General features: G+C 72.4%; 9 protein-coding genes and 1 pseudogene. 2 read left to right on the top strand and 8 right to left on the bottom strand.

All coding sequences use genetic code 11. The annotated features are described in order from the left end of the window. Window positions 1-84: 84 nt before the first annotated feature. Together ACSNOC_RS06765 and ACSNOC_RS06760 are read right to left on the bottom strand one after the other, a co-directional pair. Complete coding sequence (locus ACSNOC_RS06765) at window positions 85-3,006, bottom strand: SpoIIE family protein phosphatase (RefSeq protein WP_436746337.1); 2,922 nt, start codon at window positions 3,004-3,006, stop codon at window positions 85-87. 609 nt (window positions 3,007-3,615) lie between these two features. Further along, window positions 3,616-4,404 carry an SDR family oxidoreductase gene (locus tag ACSNOC_RS06760; RefSeq protein WP_436746336.1) on the bottom strand — a complete coding sequence of 263 codons (789 nt, stop codon included), beginning with the start codon at window positions 4,402-4,404 and terminating at the stop codon, window positions 3,616-3,618. A gap of 70 nt (window positions 4,405-4,474) precedes the next feature. Here ACSNOC_RS06760 and ACSNOC_RS06755 point away from each other — a divergent pair, with 70 nt between their 5' ends. Both ACSNOC_RS06755 and ACSNOC_RS06750 read left to right on the top strand, forming a co-directional pair. Beyond that, the gene (locus ACSNOC_RS06755) at window positions 4,475-5,374 is read left to right on the top strand and encodes a LysR family transcriptional regulator (protein WP_436746335.1); all 900 of its coding nucleotides are present in this window, start codon (window positions 4,475-4,477) and stop codon (window positions 5,372-5,374) included. Between the two features lie 52 nt (window positions 5,375-5,426). Further along, window positions 5,427-6,377, top strand: a complete 951-nt coding sequence (locus ACSNOC_RS06750; RefSeq protein WP_436746334.1) for a phosphotransferase family protein — start codon at window positions 5,427-5,429, stop codon at window positions 6,375-6,377. Window positions 6,378-6,460: 83 nt separating this feature from the next. Here the strand turns inward: ACSNOC_RS06750 and ACSNOC_RS06745 are convergent. The 6 genes and pseudogenes from ACSNOC_RS06745 to fxsT all read right to left on the bottom strand — a co-directional run. Further along, window positions 6,461-6,907 (bottom strand): annotated as a pseudogene (locus ACSNOC_RS06745) (N-acetyltransferase family protein); the annotation flags it as partial. Window positions 6,908-7,005: 98 nt separating this feature from the next. Further along, the gene (locus ACSNOC_RS06740) at window positions 7,006-7,587 is read right to left on the bottom strand and encodes a hypothetical protein (RefSeq protein ID WP_436746333.1); all 582 of its coding nucleotides are present in this window, start codon (window positions 7,585-7,587) and stop codon (window positions 7,006-7,008) included. A 72-nt stretch (window positions 7,588-7,659) separates the two neighbouring features. Further along, window positions 7,660-9,900: a DUF6571 family protein gene (locus ACSNOC_RS06735; RefSeq protein WP_436746332.1), complete on the bottom strand. Its 2,241-nt coding sequence runs from the start codon at window positions 9,898-9,900 to the stop codon at window positions 7,660-7,662. Window positions 9,901-9,985: 85 nt separating this feature from the next. After that, on the bottom strand, window positions 9,986-11,077 hold the full coding sequence (locus tag ACSNOC_RS06730) for a hypothetical protein (protein WP_436746331.1): 1,092 nt from the start codon (window positions 11,075-11,077) through the stop codon (window positions 9,986-9,988). A gap of 65 nt (window positions 11,078-11,142) precedes the next feature. Further along, complete coding sequence (locus ACSNOC_RS06725) at window positions 11,143-12,138, bottom strand: hypothetical protein (protein ID WP_436746330.1); 996 nt, start codon at window positions 12,136-12,138, stop codon at window positions 11,143-11,145. Between the two features lie 50 nt (window positions 12,139-12,188). Beyond that, a complete protein-coding gene (fxsT, locus tag ACSNOC_RS06720; protein ID WP_436746329.1) occupies window positions 12,189-16,127 on the bottom strand; it encodes an FxSxx-COOH system tetratricopeptide repeat protein in 3,939 nt (1,312 codons plus the stop codon). Window positions 16,128-16,307: the final 180 nt, after the last annotated feature.

Genomic DNA, 16,307 nt, shown 5'->3' with positions numbered 1-16,307 from the left:
CCGGTTCCACTCGGGTACAGCGCGCGGACGTCAGTTCGCGGTGGGTCCGGCCAGGCGCCCCGCGGCTCCCTCGCGCGGCACGGCTCATCTCGTCCCGTGTGGGGGTGGGTTGGCGGTGGGGATGGGTTGTTCGGCCCAGATGTGCTTCCCGTGGGCGGTGTGGCGGGTGCCCCAGCGCTGAGCCATGGTGGTGACGAGTCGCAGCCCACGTCCGCCTTCGTCCATCAGGGCGGGGTGGCGGATGTGGGGGGTGGTGAGGCTGCCGTCGGAGACCTCGCAGATCAGGGTGCGGCTGCGCAGCAGGCGCAGCCCGATCGGTCCCGTGGCGTGACGGATGACGTTGCCCACCAACTCGCTCACGATCAGCTCCGTGGTCATCTCCAGCTCCTCCAGCTCCCACGCGGCGAGCTGTTCGCGGATGTGCCGACGGGCCTCGCGGGCGGCGACGGGGTCATCGGGCAGCGGCCAGGAGGCGACGTTCTCCGGCGCCAACCGGTGGGTCCGGGCGATCAGCAGGGCGGCGTCGTCGTTGCCGCGCCGGTCACCGAGCAGTTCCCGGGTCACCGTGTCGCACAGTGCGTCCGGGTCGTCGGTGCTCCCCTGGTCGAGCAGGCGGGCCAGGCGGTGCCTGCCATGGCCGAGGTCATGGTGGAAGGAGCTGACCAGGCCGTCGGTGTAGAGGGCCAGCAGGCTGCCGTCGGGCAGGTGGGTCTCGACCGTCGCCAGGGGAGGTGCCGCCACGCCGAGAGGGGGATCGGGGATGTGGGTCGGGAAGGTGGTGGTGCCGCCGGGCCGCACGACGGCCGGGGAGGGGTGGCCGGCACTGGCGTAGGAGAAACCGCCGGAGACCGGGTCGTAGATGCCGTACATGCAGGTGGCGAACCGGTCCCCGCCCAGTTCGGTGACGATGTCGTTGAGGCGGGCGAGGAGTTCGTCGGGAGGCAGTTCCAGGTCGGCGAGGGTGCGGACGGCGGTGCGCAGCCGTCCCATGATCGCGGCCTCCGCCATGCCGTGGCCCATCACGTCCCCCACGACCAGGGCGACACGGTCGGAGGAGAGCGGGATGACGTCGTACCAGTCGCCGCCCACCTCGGTGGCGGCCCCGGCCGGCAGGTAGCGGGCCGCCGCCGTCACCGCGGGGAGTGAGGGCAGCTCCTGTGGCAGGAGCGCTCGTTGGAGTTCGCGGGCGCGGGTGGTGGCCTCGTCGAAGAGACCGGCGCGTTCCAGCCCCTGAGCGATCAGTCCGCTGAGGGCGGTCAGCAGTGCCCGCTCGTCGTCCGCCAGCCGACGGGGTCGGCCGAAGGACACGACGGCGGCGCCGATGTCGCGGCCGGAGACCGTCAGCGGAAGGAAGGCCCAGGCCTGTTTGCCGCTGGCGGCGGCCAGTTCCGCGGTTTCCGGGTAGCGGGCGGTGTACGCGTCGGTGGACTCGATGAACTGCGGGGTGCGGGTACGCAGGGCCTGGCCCAGAGGAGTGGTGACCGCGGCCGACAGGCCGTGGACATGGTCGCGGAACGCGTGGTCGTAGCCGACCAAACCGACGACGTCGAGCCGGTCCTTGTCCAGGGAGAAGACCGCCAGTCCGGTGGCGCCGAACGCGGGCAGCACACTGTCGGCCACCGCGTCGACGACGTTCGCGACGGTGACGGCTTCCGCCAGGTGGTGGGTCAGCCGCCCGATGAGCCGGGCGCGTTCGGCCGCGGACCGTTGTTCGGCCTCGCGCCGCCGCCGCTCGGTGATGTCGATGATGTACAGCGTCAGGCCCCCGCCGGGGACCGGCACCAGACGCAGGTGGTACCAGCGGTCGCTGTCCGGCCACCGCACATCGAGCCCGCCCGGCTTCCCCTCGGCCGTGGCCCGCCGGGCCCGTTCCTCCAGACCGGGCACCGAGCCGATGACCGGCACCTCCCACAGCGTCCGGCCGATCAAGCCGGGCGCGGAACCCAGCAGCTTCTCCGCCGTCACATTGACGAACTCGATCCGCCAGTTGTCGTTCACCGACAGGAAGCCGTCACTCATGTGCCGCAGCGCCCGGCCCACCGACTCGGTGGCGGCATGCGTCTGCGTGGTGTCCCACACGGTGCCCACCAGGCGCGCCGGCTCGCCGTCCTCGCCCAGCACCACCCCGCGCCGCGCCCGGACCCAGCCGTACGTGCCGTCCGAACGCCGCAGCCGGAACTCGTACTCCAGCGGAGTGCGCGACCGGATCGCCCGGTCCGTCATGGACATCATCCACGGCAGATCGTCCGGATGGATCCGGTCCACCCAGGTCCCGATGTGCCGGTCGAAGCCCTCGGGGTCGATGCCCACCTCCTGCAGCAGCATGTCGTCCACGGCCAGATCCCCGGTACGCAGATCCCAGTCCCAGGTCCCGACGCCCGCGGTCCGCAGCGCCCGCGCCCGCCCCGGGGCCGGGTCCGGCGGCTCCAGCAGTGTCGGTGACACGCCTTCCGCCTCGTCGGGGAACAGCCGCAGCCGCCGCGCCGCCCAGCCGGCCACCTCCTCGAAGAACGCCCGCTGCGCTTCGTCCGGCTGCCCGGCCGACGGTGACGTCAGCACGGAGAGCGCGCCCAGCGGTCCCTCCGGCCCCGGCAGCGCCGCCGCCGCGATCCCCGTGCCCTCGGGCACACCCGTCAGCCGTGAGACGGCGGACTCGTGCCCGAACCCCGGCTCCGGCGGCTCGACGGTGGACCGCCACACGCACCCGCCCTCCCGGAAGACCGTCGCGGGGGCGGCTGAGCCATCGGCGGAGATGTCCCGCCACGGGTTGGTGAAGACCTGGGGCAGCCCGCAGGTCGTGACCAGGCGCAGGACGCGGATGGTTCGCGCGCCGTACAGGTGCACCATTCCGCCCAGCCCGTCCAGCTCGCCGCCGGCGTGGTACAGCGCCGCCAGCAGCACTTCGCGGTCGTTCTGCTCCTCCTCCTGGGCCCTCAGCACGTGAAGCCGCTCGCCCGGGGACAGCGCACGGCCCCGAGGCGAGTCATCGTCGCGGTTGGCACCCACGGCCGTCTCTCCGTCCTCCAGCCCGACCCGGCCACCGGCGTGGACTCGACATCTGCGACAAAATAGCTGAACCGACTATAGGCACGACGAAGGCCATCAGCCCGCGGGCCGACCGCCGAACGAGTGGCGTACGAGTCCCCGGGGATCCGCCTGACGGCCTTGGCCGTGGCGGCGCGCCGCGCGCATTGATCCAGGTGATCGGACACCGGGGCGCGGGCGTCGTCGTGGCGGACACCGAGCAGGGCTTGCCGCCGGGGCCGACCGAGGACACGCGTGACGTCGGGGGCTGGTGCCGGGGCGCGCCGGCATCGGACTTCGGTCTCGGGCGTCTCCGGCGAGTCGTGTGGCCGCGCGCGGCGGCCCCGCGGGCGCGCGTGCGTCGCGGGGCCGTTCGGGGGGTGTGGGTCAGGCGCGGGTCGTCGTCTTGCCACGGGTGCGGACGAGGGGACGGCGTTGAGCAGGAGGCCGAGTACGGCGACGGCGGTGACCAGGTTGATGCCGGGCCGGTAGGGGCCGACGTCGGCGCTGCCGGCCGTGGCGTTCGTGATCAGCGCGTGAGCTGTGTCCGGGGTCTTCTCGCGTGCGCGGGCGGATGCGGCCCCCCTGGGCTCACCATGGGATGGTGTCGTTGAGGGAGTGTGGTCCGCGGAAGGTGCCGGTGGGGCCGTCGGGGGGGATCGTCGCGAGCAGGACGGGGACAACCGCGCCTTCGGCTGTGGTGCGGTTGCCTCGGGGGAAGGTCGCTTCGGCGTTCTGGTCGGTGGGCACCAGGCCCGGACTGGCGGCGTTGACCTTGATGCCGTCGGCGTGGAGGGCCTTGGCGTAGATCACGGTCAGGGCGTTGAGCGCGGCCTTGGACGAGCTGTACGCGAGGAAGCCCTGAGCCGGGAGAGGGCTGTCCGGGGCACTCAGCAGGGTGAGCGACCCGAGTCCGCTGGACATGTTGACGATCCGGGGGTTGGGCGAACGGCGCAGCAGCGGCAGGCAGGCCGATGTCACCGTGACGACGCCGAAGACGTTGACCTCGTACACCTCGCGAAGCCGCGCGGCGGTGATGTCGGCGGTCGGGACGCCCCACTCGGTCATGATTCCGGCGTTGTTGACCAGCACGTCCAGCCGGCCGGTCGCGGTCTCGACCGTCTTGACGGCCGCCTCCACGGATGCCGCGTCGCTGACGTCGAGGGGGACGAACCGGATGTCCAGCCCGTTGTGGCGCCCGCCCGAGTCGGCGGCGGCTCCCGGCTCGTTCGTCAACTCCTCGACGGCCGCGTGGCCGCGCTCCGCGTCGCGGGCGCCGAGGTAAACGGTGTACCCCAACTCGGCCAGCCGGCGGACCACTTCCCGGCCGATGCCCTTGTTGCCGCCGGTGACGAGTGCGACGTCGTTCACGTTCCTCATGCCTTCCACTTCAGCCGACGCGGCGCCGGAAGGGAAAGACCGATCCGGTACCGCCCCATACCCTGGCGGTATGCCGGAGCCGGAGATCCGCGAGCTGCGCTACTTCTGCGCCGTCGCCGAGGACTTGAACATCACCCGTGCGGCAGGACGACTGGGCGTCGCGCAGCCGCCGCTGTCCCGGGCCATGCGCCGCCTGGAACGCCGGCTCGGTGTCGCCCTCTTCGACCGCACCGGACACCGGCTGGCGCTGACCCAGGCCGGCCACGTTCTCCTGAAGGAGGCGACGGGCGTCCTCGGCGCCCTCGATTCCGCGGTGCGCCGGACGCGGCGGGCCGCCGTTCCCGGTCGCGGACTTGTGGTCACCGCCAAACCAGGGGTGGCCACGCGGTTGTTGCTCCGGGTCTGCGAACGGTTCCGGGCGGATCCGGACGCGCCGGAACTCCGGGTGGTGGTGAGTGGCTTCGGTGAGCAGGCCGACATGGTGCGGGACGGGCGCGCGGACCTGGCCATCGCCGCGTGCGTCGACAGCCACGGTCTCGACGTCCGACTCCTGATGACCGAACCCCGCGTAGCCGCGCTCGCCGTGGGACACCGGCTGGCCGGGCGTGCGGTGCTCGGGACCGCCGACCTGGTCACCGAGCCCGCGCCCCGGTGGAGCGACTCGCAGGTGGTCGACCGCGACTACTGGCTGGGGCATCCGGATCGCCCGGCCGACGGCCCGGTCGTGCGCGACAGTGCCCAACTGCTGGAGGTGGTCGCCCTGGGCCAGGCCGTGGCACTGGTGCCCGTCTCGCTCGCCGCGGCGAATGTCCGCCCCGACGTGACGTACCGCCCGGTACCGGATGCGGCGCCGTACCGGGCCCTGGCTCTCCGGCAGAAGGGCAACCGGTCGCCGTGGATCGACCGGTTCGTCCGGATCGCGCGGGAGGGCGAAGCCGGCGGCGGCCCGCACGGCGGCCCGGCCACCTGAGCGGGGCGGCCCGGTGCCGTCGGACCATTCCGCCGCGTGACACGATCGGGCCGTGACCGACTTCCTGACACCACGGCACATCGCCCAGCGCACCTCGGCCGCAGTCGACGCGGCGGTGGGGGCGGGGCGCGATCTCGGACTCACCGTGACGGACGCCCGGGTGCTCCATGACCTGTTCTCCGTCGTTGTCCACCTCGCGCCCTCGCCGGTCGTGGCCCGGATCCCCACCGTGCTGCCGCCCTGCGTGAGTCCCGACTCCCTGGCGTGCCGCCAGCAGGCGGAGTTGGACGTGACCCGCTGGCTCGCGGACCAGGGAACGCCCGTGATTCCGCCCAGCCCGCTCGTGCCGCGGGCACCCGTTCGGCGCGACGGATTCTCGATGACGTTCTGGCAGTGGGTGGAGGAGGACCGGGAGCGAGAGCCCGACTATGTGGCGAACTCCGAGAGCGTCGCCGACCTGCACGCCGCGATGGGCGCGTACCCGGGGCGGCTGTCGTTCCTGTCCGCTGCCGAACCGCGGTTCGTCACGGAAAGCCTGGCCTGGCTCGGGCAGCGCCCCGACCTCATCGGTCCGGACGACCTGGACCGCGCACGTCGCGAGTGGCAGGTCCTGGAGCCTCTCGTGCGCTCGCGCGAGGCGTTCGAAGACGCGTTTCCGGGGATCGGCCTTCAGCCCGTCCACGGTGACTCCCCGCCCGCGAACATCTTCTCCGGGAGGGACGGGGACCTCTACGCCGACTTCGAACTCGTCACGCTGGGGCCCGTCGAGTGGGACCTCGCCGCTCTCGGGCCCGATCACGAAGCCGCCTACAACCGCGGCGCGCGGCGCAACGGCATCAGGCCGCTGAACGAGGACGTTCTGCGCTTTGTGAACGCCGTGGGGATGCTGCGCGTCATCGCCGCCCTCGCGCTCGTGCCGCGTCTGCCCCCGTTGCTGGACTACTTGAAGCCGTCCCTCGCCCATTGGCGGACGACGCCGTTCGCCGGTGGTGTGGCCGACTGACACCTTGGGCGTTGTTCCGGTGCGGTCGACGACGCGACCGGTGTGGAGTCCGCCCGGTGGACGGGGTCACCGGGCGGCCGTGGCGCGTTCCGGGGAAGCTCGCGCACCATGAACACGTCGACCGGATCCTCGGTCTCGACGGTGAACCCGTGCCGCTCGTACAGCCGTCGGGCCGGACTGCCCCGCAGCACGTTCAGCCGGACGACGACGCCACCGCGGTCGCACCGTTCCAGCAGCTCGCGCAGCACGGCCGAGCCGATACCGCCGCCGTGCAGGCGCGGGGCCAGGTAGAAGTGCTCCAGCCAGCGGGAGTCCCCGGCCGGTCGCAGCGCCACGCAGCCGGCGAACGTGCCGTCGACCTCGATCACCCAGGTGTGGGCCGGGTCGAAACCGTCGCGCAACCGCTGCCGCACCCGCCTCGCGTCGTACCGCCCGAGCCGTTCGAGATCCGCCCGCAGCACCGTCGCACGCAATTCGGCCACCGCCTCGACGTCCGACATCGACGCCGGCCGCATCTCCCAGTCCGCCATGACCGCCACGCTACCGCCGGGGTCCGGGGCTCCGCGCGCCCGTCGCCAGGTGACACCCGGTTGTCAGGACTCTCGGGCAACGCCGGTACGCGCACGCCTCACTCGGCGGCGAGCCGTTCGGGAGCCCCGGCCGGAAGCCCGGACTCCGCGAGGCAGCCCAGCCCCTCGGCGACCGCCCGGGCAGCGGCGTTCAGGACGGACATCAGGAGATCTGTGTCGAAGTCCGCGCCATCGGTGCCCATCGTCGCCCTGGCGACGGAGGCGGGAAATTCCTCACCGGCGGGAGCGGGGCAGGAAAAAATGATGGCACTGAAGGCAGGAGAGGAAAGAGCTTGACGCCCTGCCGCATACTCGACAAATGAGTCCGCATTTTGGGTTTCGACCGTCAACTCCCATCCCACATCGATGCGGATAGCATCCCAATCGCCCTCCGCGCGGATGGAGCAGAGCCTTTCCTGACGAGCTCCGGGCTCTTTCAGGGTTTCAAGGAATGCCTGCAAATCGGCGCCCGCCTCGTCCACCTGGGTAAACAGTTCGGCGTCCATCATGGTTTCCAGATCACGTGCCGCTGCACCTGAGAGCACGCCCCCGCATACCTCGGTCGCTGGCAGGCCTTCTTCCGGTGACGGCTCGGTTTCCGTGTCACCCTTGTCACCGGAGCATGCGGTGAGGCAGAGCATAGCCGCGAGGCAGGGAGCAGCCAGCTGCATCCGGGCGGAGGTCAAGCGCCTTGCAGCCATCGTTCGTATCACCTATTCCATGTCCAAATCGTAGGCTTCTTCGAGGTCCTGCAAGTAACGCCCGTACTCGGGAGTGGAAATTCCAGCCTCATCGGCCAGGGTGTAGTAACGAGTAGCCAACCGGTCAATTTCCTCGACCCCGGCGTTGTAGAACTCCTGTGCCGACATGCGGGATTCGCGTTCGGCCGTCGCCTGGTCGCCCAGGTCGAGGGCGGAGTCCGTTGTCTGGTTGGTGATTTCGCCGAGGAAGACGCCGGTGCTGGCCGCGACGGTGGGGACCAGGATGGTGCCGGCGCCTCCGGAGACGGCGATGGCGCCTGCGGTGAGGCCGGCGGTGATGCCGGCGTTCAGGGTGGATTTGACCCAGCCGCCGGCTCGGGCGCGGGCCTCTTCGGCTGCTTCGGTGTCGTTCTCGAAGTCCAGTGCGATCTGGTCCACCCGGCCCTGGTCCAGGAGTTCGCGGACGCGTGCGCCGGCGATCAGGCTGTTCATGCCCTCGTTGTAGGCGGCCTCGCTGGTCGGGGGGTGGGCGTCGAGGTTGCCCAGGGTGTAGGCGTAGGCGGCCTGGGTGGTGATCCGGTGGGCCGTCTCGTCCCTGCCGAGGATCGACAGGAACGAGCGGACCTCTGCCGGGTCGTTCCCGAGCCGGTCGCCGTACGGGGGGACGAACATGTCCTCGAACCCGTCGCGTGTCCCGGAGAACTTCGCGCCGCCCAGGTACATGAGGTCGTCCATGTACGCGCCCGCCATCCGGCCGAGGCTCTCGGCCATCTCGGGTTGCTCCCCGAGGAGTCCGAGGTGGGGATCGCCGCCTTCGCCGAGGTCGCCGTAGAGGCCGATGACCTGCTCCATGACGGCGGCCGTCTCCGGGGTCCGCAGGTCCGCGGTACCGGCGGCAAGGGGGTTCTCCCAGTCGGCCGTGGGGCGGCCCGTCGCCGCTGCCAGCAGGGCGTCGCCGAGTGCGGCGCGCGTGTCGCCGGGGACCTGGCCGCCCTCCCACTCCCGGTCGGTCGCCAGGTACCGCAGGCGGGAGTTGAGCTCCGAGTCCTCGTCCAGCGGGTCGAAGCCGTCCGGTGGCTGGAAGTACGCCGTGGCGGCGTCCGGGTTGTTGCCCAGGGCGGTGAGGAAGCCGGCCATCGGGTCGTGGCCGAGGTCCTCGCCGCCGGTGAAGTCGTAGACGACGGTGGACTGGGAGTCCCAGAGGACGGCCGGGCTCGTTTCCGCCCTGCTCTGCTCGTAGGCGATCAGGGCGTCGCCGTACTCCGTCAGGAAGTCCGGCTCGTACGTCCCGTGCCGCATCAGGGCGCTCATCACCTGGGCGCCCTGGGGCATGCCGTCGGCGGCCAGGGTGATGACGTCCGCCTCCCACTGCTCCATGGCGCGGGAGTCGGACTGGGTGGCGGTGCCGAGGACGGTGCCGAGGTGTTCCTGGAGGCCGGCGAGGAGCCGCCACTCCTCGGATCCGCGGTCGCCGGTGCCCGGCATCCGGTAACTGGCGTTGTTCAGCCAGAAGTCGGCCAGGCCCTCGGCCCCGAGGCCGGTGGCGAGGTGTTCGGCGAACGCCTGGTCGTCCAGGTGGTGGAGCAGCAGCTCGTCCAGCCGGGCCAGTTCTTCCCGCGTCAGCGCCTCCTGCCGCCGGGCGAGGTCGACGAACTCGGCGGCGTCCCGCAGGGCGTCGTGGTGCAGGCCGGCCTCCAGGCCGACCGTGCCGGGGCTGCGGAAGGTGTCGCGGTCCTCGCCCGCGATGTCGTACAGGGTCCGTGCCACCACCTCGTCGAGGTGGGCGCATTCCACCAGGATCTGCTGGATGCCGGCCGTCGTCTCCTCGATCGCGGCCCGGGTCTCGGGGCTGATGTCCGCCGCGAACTGCTCGGCGTGGTCGACTCCGAAGTCGTAGCGGGTGACCGCCGTGCCGTCGTCGCGGATGTTCAGGCTGTGGGCGGCGGCCGTGTCCTCCAGGTCGGCCAGGCGGCGCTTGAGGCTCCGGAGGGATTCGAGGAAGTCCTCCAGCAGGATCCGGGTGGCGCGGGCCTGCAGGAAGCCGTCGCCGAAGGCGGTCGCCACCCGGTCGATGCGGGTGCGGGCGGCGCTCGCCGTTTCGCCCTGCCACTCGGCGTCGGCGGCGCGGGCGGCCATCCCGTCCCGGGCCTCCTCCATCTGCGCCGACAGCTCGTCGGTGGCGCTCCGCCAGGTTTCGACCGCCTCTTCGAGCGGGGTGAGGGAGAGGTCGCGCAGCTGCTGATACGTCGTCATGGGAAGAGGAAAGTCCGGGGCTCGTCGGGACCGGTCGGCTCACCGTTACGGCGGTCACGGTAACAGAGGGCCCCCGGCGGCCCGGTCAGGGGACGGGGACCGGCTCCGGTGCCCCGGCCGTGTCCTCCTCCGCCACGGTGGCGCGGCGGCGCACCACCGCCAGGACGGTGTGGGACGTGGCGTGGAGGGCGTTCACCGTGAAGATCGCGGGGGCGATGATGCCCACGGCCTGCGGCAGCATCGGCTGGAGGACCAGGGCCAGGATGATGGCCGTGATGCCGTTCTGCTGGCTCAGGGACAGGGCGACCCGGTCGCGCCGCGTCATGCCCGTGGTGACCAGGGAGCCGACCACGATCTGCGCCGTGTACGTCGCCGCGCCGAGCAGCAGTCCGGCGGCCAGGTCGGCGCCCTGGGCGAGGAGCATGCCCAGCAGCAGGGTGGCGGTCAGCATGGCGCCGTTGGTCGCGCGGGGGATCCAGCGGCCCAGGTGGGGGCGGAAGAACAGGGCGGCCAGGGCCAGGCCGAGCATCAGGAACTGCCAGGCGGCCACGGTGATCAGCAGGAGCAGGGCCGCGACGCGGGCCCGGTTCGGCGCGGCGCGCAGGGCCACCCAGATCAGGGCGGCGGCCAGCAGGAGCGCGGCGTTGAGGAGGAGACCGGTCGCGTAGGAGCCGCCGTTGACGCTGTCGTCCAGCAGCAGCGCGGTGGCGTACGCGACCAGGATCGTGGTGACCGGGTCGTCGAACGAAGCCCAGGCGCCGAGCAGGGACTTGGCGCGGTCGGACATGTCCTGGCGGTCGAGGACGGCCGAGACGGACAGGGGGTCGATCTGCGCCATGGCGACGGCCAGCACGAGGTATTCGGGCTCGCCGCGGAACGCCAGGGCGAGCACGACGCCGATCAGCACGGCCTTGAGGACGACGCCGACGCTGATGGCGACGACGATCCGGCCGAGGTCCGCGCGGGCCTGGGGGCGGGAGATGCCGGTGACGCTGCCGTACAGGCCGATCGCGAGGAGCAGCCCGGTCAGATACGTGTAGGCGCCGTCGTCCGTGACGTCGTCCATGGGGAGGAGGCTCCCCAGCAGGACGCCCGCCAGCGCGACGAGGGCAGGCAGCAGCAGCGGGCGGGCCATGGCCTCGCCCAGGGCACGTGCTGTCCGTCTGGTATGACGCATCGTCACCGTCCTCGGGCTGCTCGTACGGGGAAACATACCCACGGCGGGGCCGGGGAAGCGCGCGATCAGCCGGCCCCGAGGGCGCGTCCCAGCCGGGCCAGGGCCACGTCGGCGTCCTCCACCCGCTCCTGGTCCAGGGTGACGCCGACGAGGAACCGCTTGTCCGGCAGCGCGTGGTAGGAGATGGCGCCCTGTTCGACGTCGAGCACCAGGCGCAGGAGGTGGCCGCCGGCGACGGCGCTCAGGGTGGAGTTGAGGCGCCGGACGACGCTGGGCAGCAGGTGGCCGATGGTGTGGTACTGGGCGCGCCGGCTGTCGCGGCCGGTGGTGGCGAGGGCGAAGAACGGGGTGAGGGCGGGGTGGTCGAGGATGTCCTGCCGCGCGGCGAGCCGGTTGTCGCGGTAGTAGGCCACGTAGTGGAGCCCGTCCGGGGCGAGGGAGGCGCGGAGGAGGAGTTCGGTGGCCGTGTCCTCGCCGGGGTCCCGCTCGCCGTCCGGCTCGCGCGAGGGCAGGACGGCGGTGCCGTAGGGCGGCGTCGGGAGGCGGCCGGTGGACGGCCGTCCGCTGGTGAGGAACGAGCCGTAGTTGAGCCGCTGGAGGTGGACCAGTTCGCGGATGCCGTTCACCGCGGCGGCCAGCCGGCGGTCGACGGCGTCGATGTGGTCGGGGTGGGCGGTCGTGCCGTACAGGTAGACGCCGGTGTCGACCAGGTAGAAGAAGACCGCGCCGGCGGGCGAGCGCAGGACGGTGCGGATGAGCGGGCCGCTGCGCAGCGCGGTGAGCTCGGGTTCGAGGGCGGTGAGCAGGTGGTAGAGCTGGCGGCCGGTTCGCATGTGGACGGCCGCGGCGTCGCCGTCGCCGGGCGGCAGGGTGAGCGCGGTGGCCGCGGGGTCCGGGGCCACCGGGATCGCGAAGACCGGGAGCTGGCCGTCGAAGAAGACCACGTGCCCCACTCCCCCGGCGTCGCCGGCTCCGAGGAGCTCGTCGAGGCGCGTGGCCAGCTCGCGGATCTCCGGCGTTTCCTTCTCCGGGTAAATGATGTGCCGTCCCGGCGCTGACATCGTCTCCCTGTTCCCGTCTGTCGTCCCGATCCGGCCGCGGCCGGCCCCCGTCAGATGTCCGTGACCTCCAGTTCGGCGCCCGTCCGGCGGTAGGGCTGGGCGGCGAGGGCGCGCGTCAGCGGGTGGTCGGAGCCGAGCGTTTCGCGGCAGCGGCGCGCCGGCTCGTCGCGTCCGTCGCGTCCGTCCGGTTTGTCGGTGTCCGCCCTGCCCTGCGGGCGGCTGTGCGCGTGGTTCGCGGCGGCCGTGAGTGTGATCGGGTGGTCGGGCCCCCAGCGCTCCGGGCACTGCTCGTGGATCTTGGCGTCCTCCACGGCGACGAACTGCGACTCCCCCGCGGCGACCAGGGTGTTGGCGTAGTTCATGCGCGCGACCAGCGTGAACCGGTGGTCGGGGCCCAGGCTCAGGGACAACTGGCCGGCGGCGACCCGCCCCACCGCCGCCGCCTCCTCCGTGGCCCCGCTCTCCAGCGCGTAGAGGGAGAGGTTGGCGCGGCACATGTCCGTGAACGGGTGGCGGTCCCCGTAGACGCGGACGTACCGGTCCAGGACGTCGCGCGTGTAGTCGGCGGCCTCGGGGTGCCGGCCCTTGGCGTGCAGGCCGGCGGCGACCGCGAGCACGCAGGCCATGGTGTCGGGGTGGTCGTCGCCCCACTGCCTGCGGTAGGCGATCAGCGCCTCCTGGAAGAGCTGCGCGGCGGCGTTGAGGTCCCCCAGGCGCAGGTAGGTCATGCCGAGGCTCTTCACGGCCCGCAGGGTGAGGGGCGAGTCGCTGCCGTCGATGCGGTGGAGCCGGTTCCTGGCCTCGTCCAGCGTGGCCAGCGAGTCGCGGAACCGTCCGGCCTCGCGCTGGTACGTGCCGATGTTGGTGTGCGACTTCCACGTCAGCCGGTGGGCCTCGGTCAGCACCCGCCTGCGGCCCTCGAACGTCACCTGGTCCTGGCGGATGGCCTCCTCGACGGCGCCCGTGAGGAACCACGACAGGGCGAGGTTGGCCGACGCGTTGAGGGTGTCGGGGTGGTCGTCGTCGAACTGTTCGCGGAAGCCGGCCAGGGTCTCCTGGTCCTCGGCGAGGGCGTCGGCGAACGCGCCCACGGCCCGCAGTCCGGCGGCGTAACCCCGGGCGGTCATCAGCGTGTACGGGTCGCGGCGGCCGAGGAGCTGGCGCTGGGTGCGCAGGGTCGCTGCGTCCAGCGCCCGCGCCTGGTCGTATTCGCCCAGCGAGCGGTGGGCGTTGGCGACCTGGGTGGCCAGGCGGAGCGTGGAGCCGTCCCCGTCGAAGCGCTCGCGCCAGGCGGCCAGGAGGTCGAGGCCGAGGTCGCGGGCCGAGGTCCACCGGTCGCAACGCCACCGGTAGCGCACCTGGTTGACGACCCAGCGGCGGACGTCGGGGTCGTCGCTCTCCAGCGCGCCGGAGACCAGCAGGTGCTTGTCCAGCTCGGCGTAGACGGGTTCGTGGATCAGCGCGTCGCAGTTGGCGTCGCCGGGGTCCATGGCGGCGAGGATGCTCAGCGCCTCGCGGCGCGTGCGGTCGCGGGTCTCCTGGTCCATCCGGCTGCGCCGCAGGTCCTGGATCAGGCGGTGCACCTTGAGCCGTTCCTCCGCCTGGTCCACCTCGGCCAGCGCGCGGTTGGCGAGGGTGGTGAGGAGGTTGTGCAGCCGCATGCCGTCCGCCAGGCGGCCGTCGATCTCCGCGAGGCGGCGGAGCATGGCCGGGGACTGGACGATCCGGAGCGAGACGCCCTCGGGTGAGAGGAACGCGCACAGGTCGAGCAGCTTCGCGGCGGCCGGTGCCTCCTGCTCCAGGCTCTCGAACGCGAGGCGGAAGGGCGTGGCGAACTCGGAGTCGGGGCCGTCGGGCAGCCGCTCCGCGAGCAGGGTCACGTCGTCGTTCCGGATGCGCTCGACGTAGTCGCCGATGGACAGCAGCCCGTAGCGCAGGAACGCGGCGGCGGTGTCCTCCGCGGAGGGGTGGTGGCCGAGCACCTCGGCCAGCCGGGCGAGGTCGTCGTCGGAGGCCCTGGGCAGGCGGTGGCGGAGCAGCGCGACGCTCTCCCCGGGGCTGAACACGTCGAGCCGCCGGCTGTCGGCGTACCGCTCCCAGGTGTTGCTGCGCGAGGTCACCAGCACGTGGCCGGGTCCGCCGCTGGGGATGTACGGGTCGAGGGTCTTGTGCTCGCCGGCGTCCACGAAGATCAGCAGCCAGCGGTCGTACGGGCGGCCCCGGCGCAGGTCGTCGCGGAGGGATTCCCAGTCCTCGCCGGTCCGGGTGCCGCAGGCCCGGTTGACGGCGCGGGCCAGCTCGGTCAGCGACGCCTGGATGCGCTGCGGGTCCGCGGCCGGGATCCACCAGACGACGTCGTACTCGGAGCTGAAGCGGTGCGCGTACTCGCGGGCCACCTCGCGCTTCCCGACGCCGACCATGCCGTGCAGGGCCTGGGTGTTGCGGGACGCGTCGCCGCGGTCGAACCCGGCGCGCAGCGCGGACAGGACGGCGGCGCGGCCGGTGAAGGCGTGGTTCCGGGAGGGAACGTTCCACACGTCGGGGCGCCGGTTGGGGTAGCGGGGGCCGCCGGCCGCGGGGCGGGCCGGGAGGTCGTCACCGCGCCCGGCGAGCCCGAGGCGGCCGAGCAGCGCCCGGGTGGCCTCGGGTTCGGACAGGCCGACGAGGTTGACGGCGTCGGCCGCCTCGAACCACGGGAGCAACTGGGTGCCGCTGACCCGGACGCCGACGACCGTGGGGTTGCGGTCGGCGGTGACGGGGGCGCCCTGGAAGAGGCGGGTGACGGTCATGTCGTCGGGCGAGCCGTGCAGGGCGGAGGAGAGCACGACCACGACCGAGTCGGTCTCCGGCAGGCCGCCGGTGTCGCCGTCCGCCGCGTTCCTGGCGATGACGCGGACGCCGTTGCGGGTCATGACGTGACCGATCCAGTCCGCCCAGTTCTGGTCCTCGGGCGCGTGCAGGATGACCGACGTCTCGGGGCGGCGCTGCCAGATCGCGGGCCGGGTCTGCTCGTACCACCGGCGGCGGGCGCTCTCGGGGGCCCAGTCGAAGCGGTCCACCTCGCCGTCGGTGAGCCGTTCGGCGAGCTTGACGTACTGGGTGAGGAGGCTGAGGGAGTCGGTGGGGTCCTCCCAGAAGACGGCGAGTTCCTCGCCGAGCGCGTAGAACGGCTTGTAGGGGATCTGCACGTCCCACAGGTAGCGGTCGAGCGCCGCCTCGTCGTCGAAGCCGAGGACCGGGCCGAACGTCTGCCGCGTCTCGGCCTTGCGCAGGGCGAGGCGCTGGAGTTCGGAGGTCTCGACGTGCATCGGGACCACGTGGAGGCCGATCTCGCGGCCTTCCTGGGCGCGGACGCTGCGCGCGACGCGGGCGCCGCCGTTGATGGACTGGCTGTTGAGGGCCAGGCCGATGACGACGGTGTCGGGCAGCATCTGGGTGCAGATCGCGGCACCGTCCGACAGGCCGGCCCGGCTGTCGATGAGCACGTAGTCGTAGGGGCTGTGGCGCATCCGCTCGCGCAGGGCCTCGATGTAGGCGGCGCCTTCCTCGCTGCGGTGGAAGTCGTTCCAGTTGAGCTTGGCGAGGCGGTTGGGGTACGAGGCGTTCTGCTGGCCGGGCGAGAGGTAGTCGAGGCGGCCCCGGCCGGGGAACGTGGCTTCCAGGCCGACGACGTGGCGCGTCATGTCGGCGTGTTCCGCGTGCAGTCGGCTCAGGTCGTCCTGGTCGGCGCCGGCGGTACGGGCCGCGTCCACGAAGCCTTCGAACATGTCCAGGACGCCGGACGTCTCGGTGAGCTGCTGGTCGATGAGGTACGGCTGGAAGTAGCGGTGCAGGCCGGGCGCTTCGAGGTCCCAGTCGACGGCGAGCACGGCCTTGCCCGCGCCCGCCAGGATCCAGGCGAGGTTGGCGACGGCCATGGTGCGGCCGGCGCCGCCCTTGAAGGAGTAGAAGGAGATGATTCTGGCCGGTTCCGGCTCCCCGTGGCTCATGTCCCGTTCACTCCCCGGCCCAGATGCCGCCGACGGTCCCGTTCAGCAGCGGGGGCCTGGCGGCGATCCCCCGCAGTGTCCAGCTGGCGCGTTCCCTGCGGCGTCGTAACTGCCGTTCGAGGCCGCTCTCCCGGGTCTCGCGCGTGGTGGCGGCGGTGTCCGGGGACGCCGGGCGGGTGG

It is taken from the genome of Streptomyces sp. URMC 129, from assembly GCF_051386415.1.
Taxonomy (GTDB): domain Bacteria; phylum Actinomycetota; class Actinomycetes; order Streptomycetales; family Streptomycetaceae; genus Streptomyces.
Note: the sequence above shows the minus strand (reverse complement) of the source record. Positions and strands in the feature narration are given on the sequence as shown.

What these genes read in the sequence shown, in the direction of transcription:
- ACSNOC_RS06760 (WP_436746336.1), bottom strand. Translation starts at nt 4,404, where the DNA reads ATGAGGAACGTGAACGACGTCGCACTCGTCACCGGCGGCAACAAGGGC.
- ACSNOC_RS06755 (WP_436746335.1), top strand. Translation starts at nt 4,475, where the DNA reads ATGCCGGAGCCGGAGATCCGCGAGCTGCGCTACTTCTGCGCCGTCGCC.
- ACSNOC_RS06740 (WP_436746333.1), bottom strand. Translation starts at nt 7,587, where the DNA reads ATGCTCTGCCTCACCGCATGCTCCGGTGACAAGGGTGACACGGAAACC.
- ACSNOC_RS06735 (WP_436746332.1), bottom strand. Translation starts at nt 9,900, where the DNA reads ATGACGACGTATCAGCAGCTGCGCGACCTCTCCCTCACCCCGCTCGAA.
- ACSNOC_RS06730 (WP_436746331.1), bottom strand. Translation starts at nt 11,077, where the DNA reads ATGCGTCATACCAGACGGACAGCACGTGCCCTGGGCGAGGCCATGGCC.
- ACSNOC_RS06725 (WP_436746330.1), bottom strand. Translation starts at nt 12,138, where the DNA reads ATGTCAGCGCCGGGACGGCACATCATTTACCCGGAGAAGGAAACGCCG.
- fxsT (WP_436746329.1), bottom strand. Translation starts at nt 16,127, where the DNA reads ATGAGCCACGGGGAGCCGGAACCGGCCAGAATCATCTCCTTCTACTCC.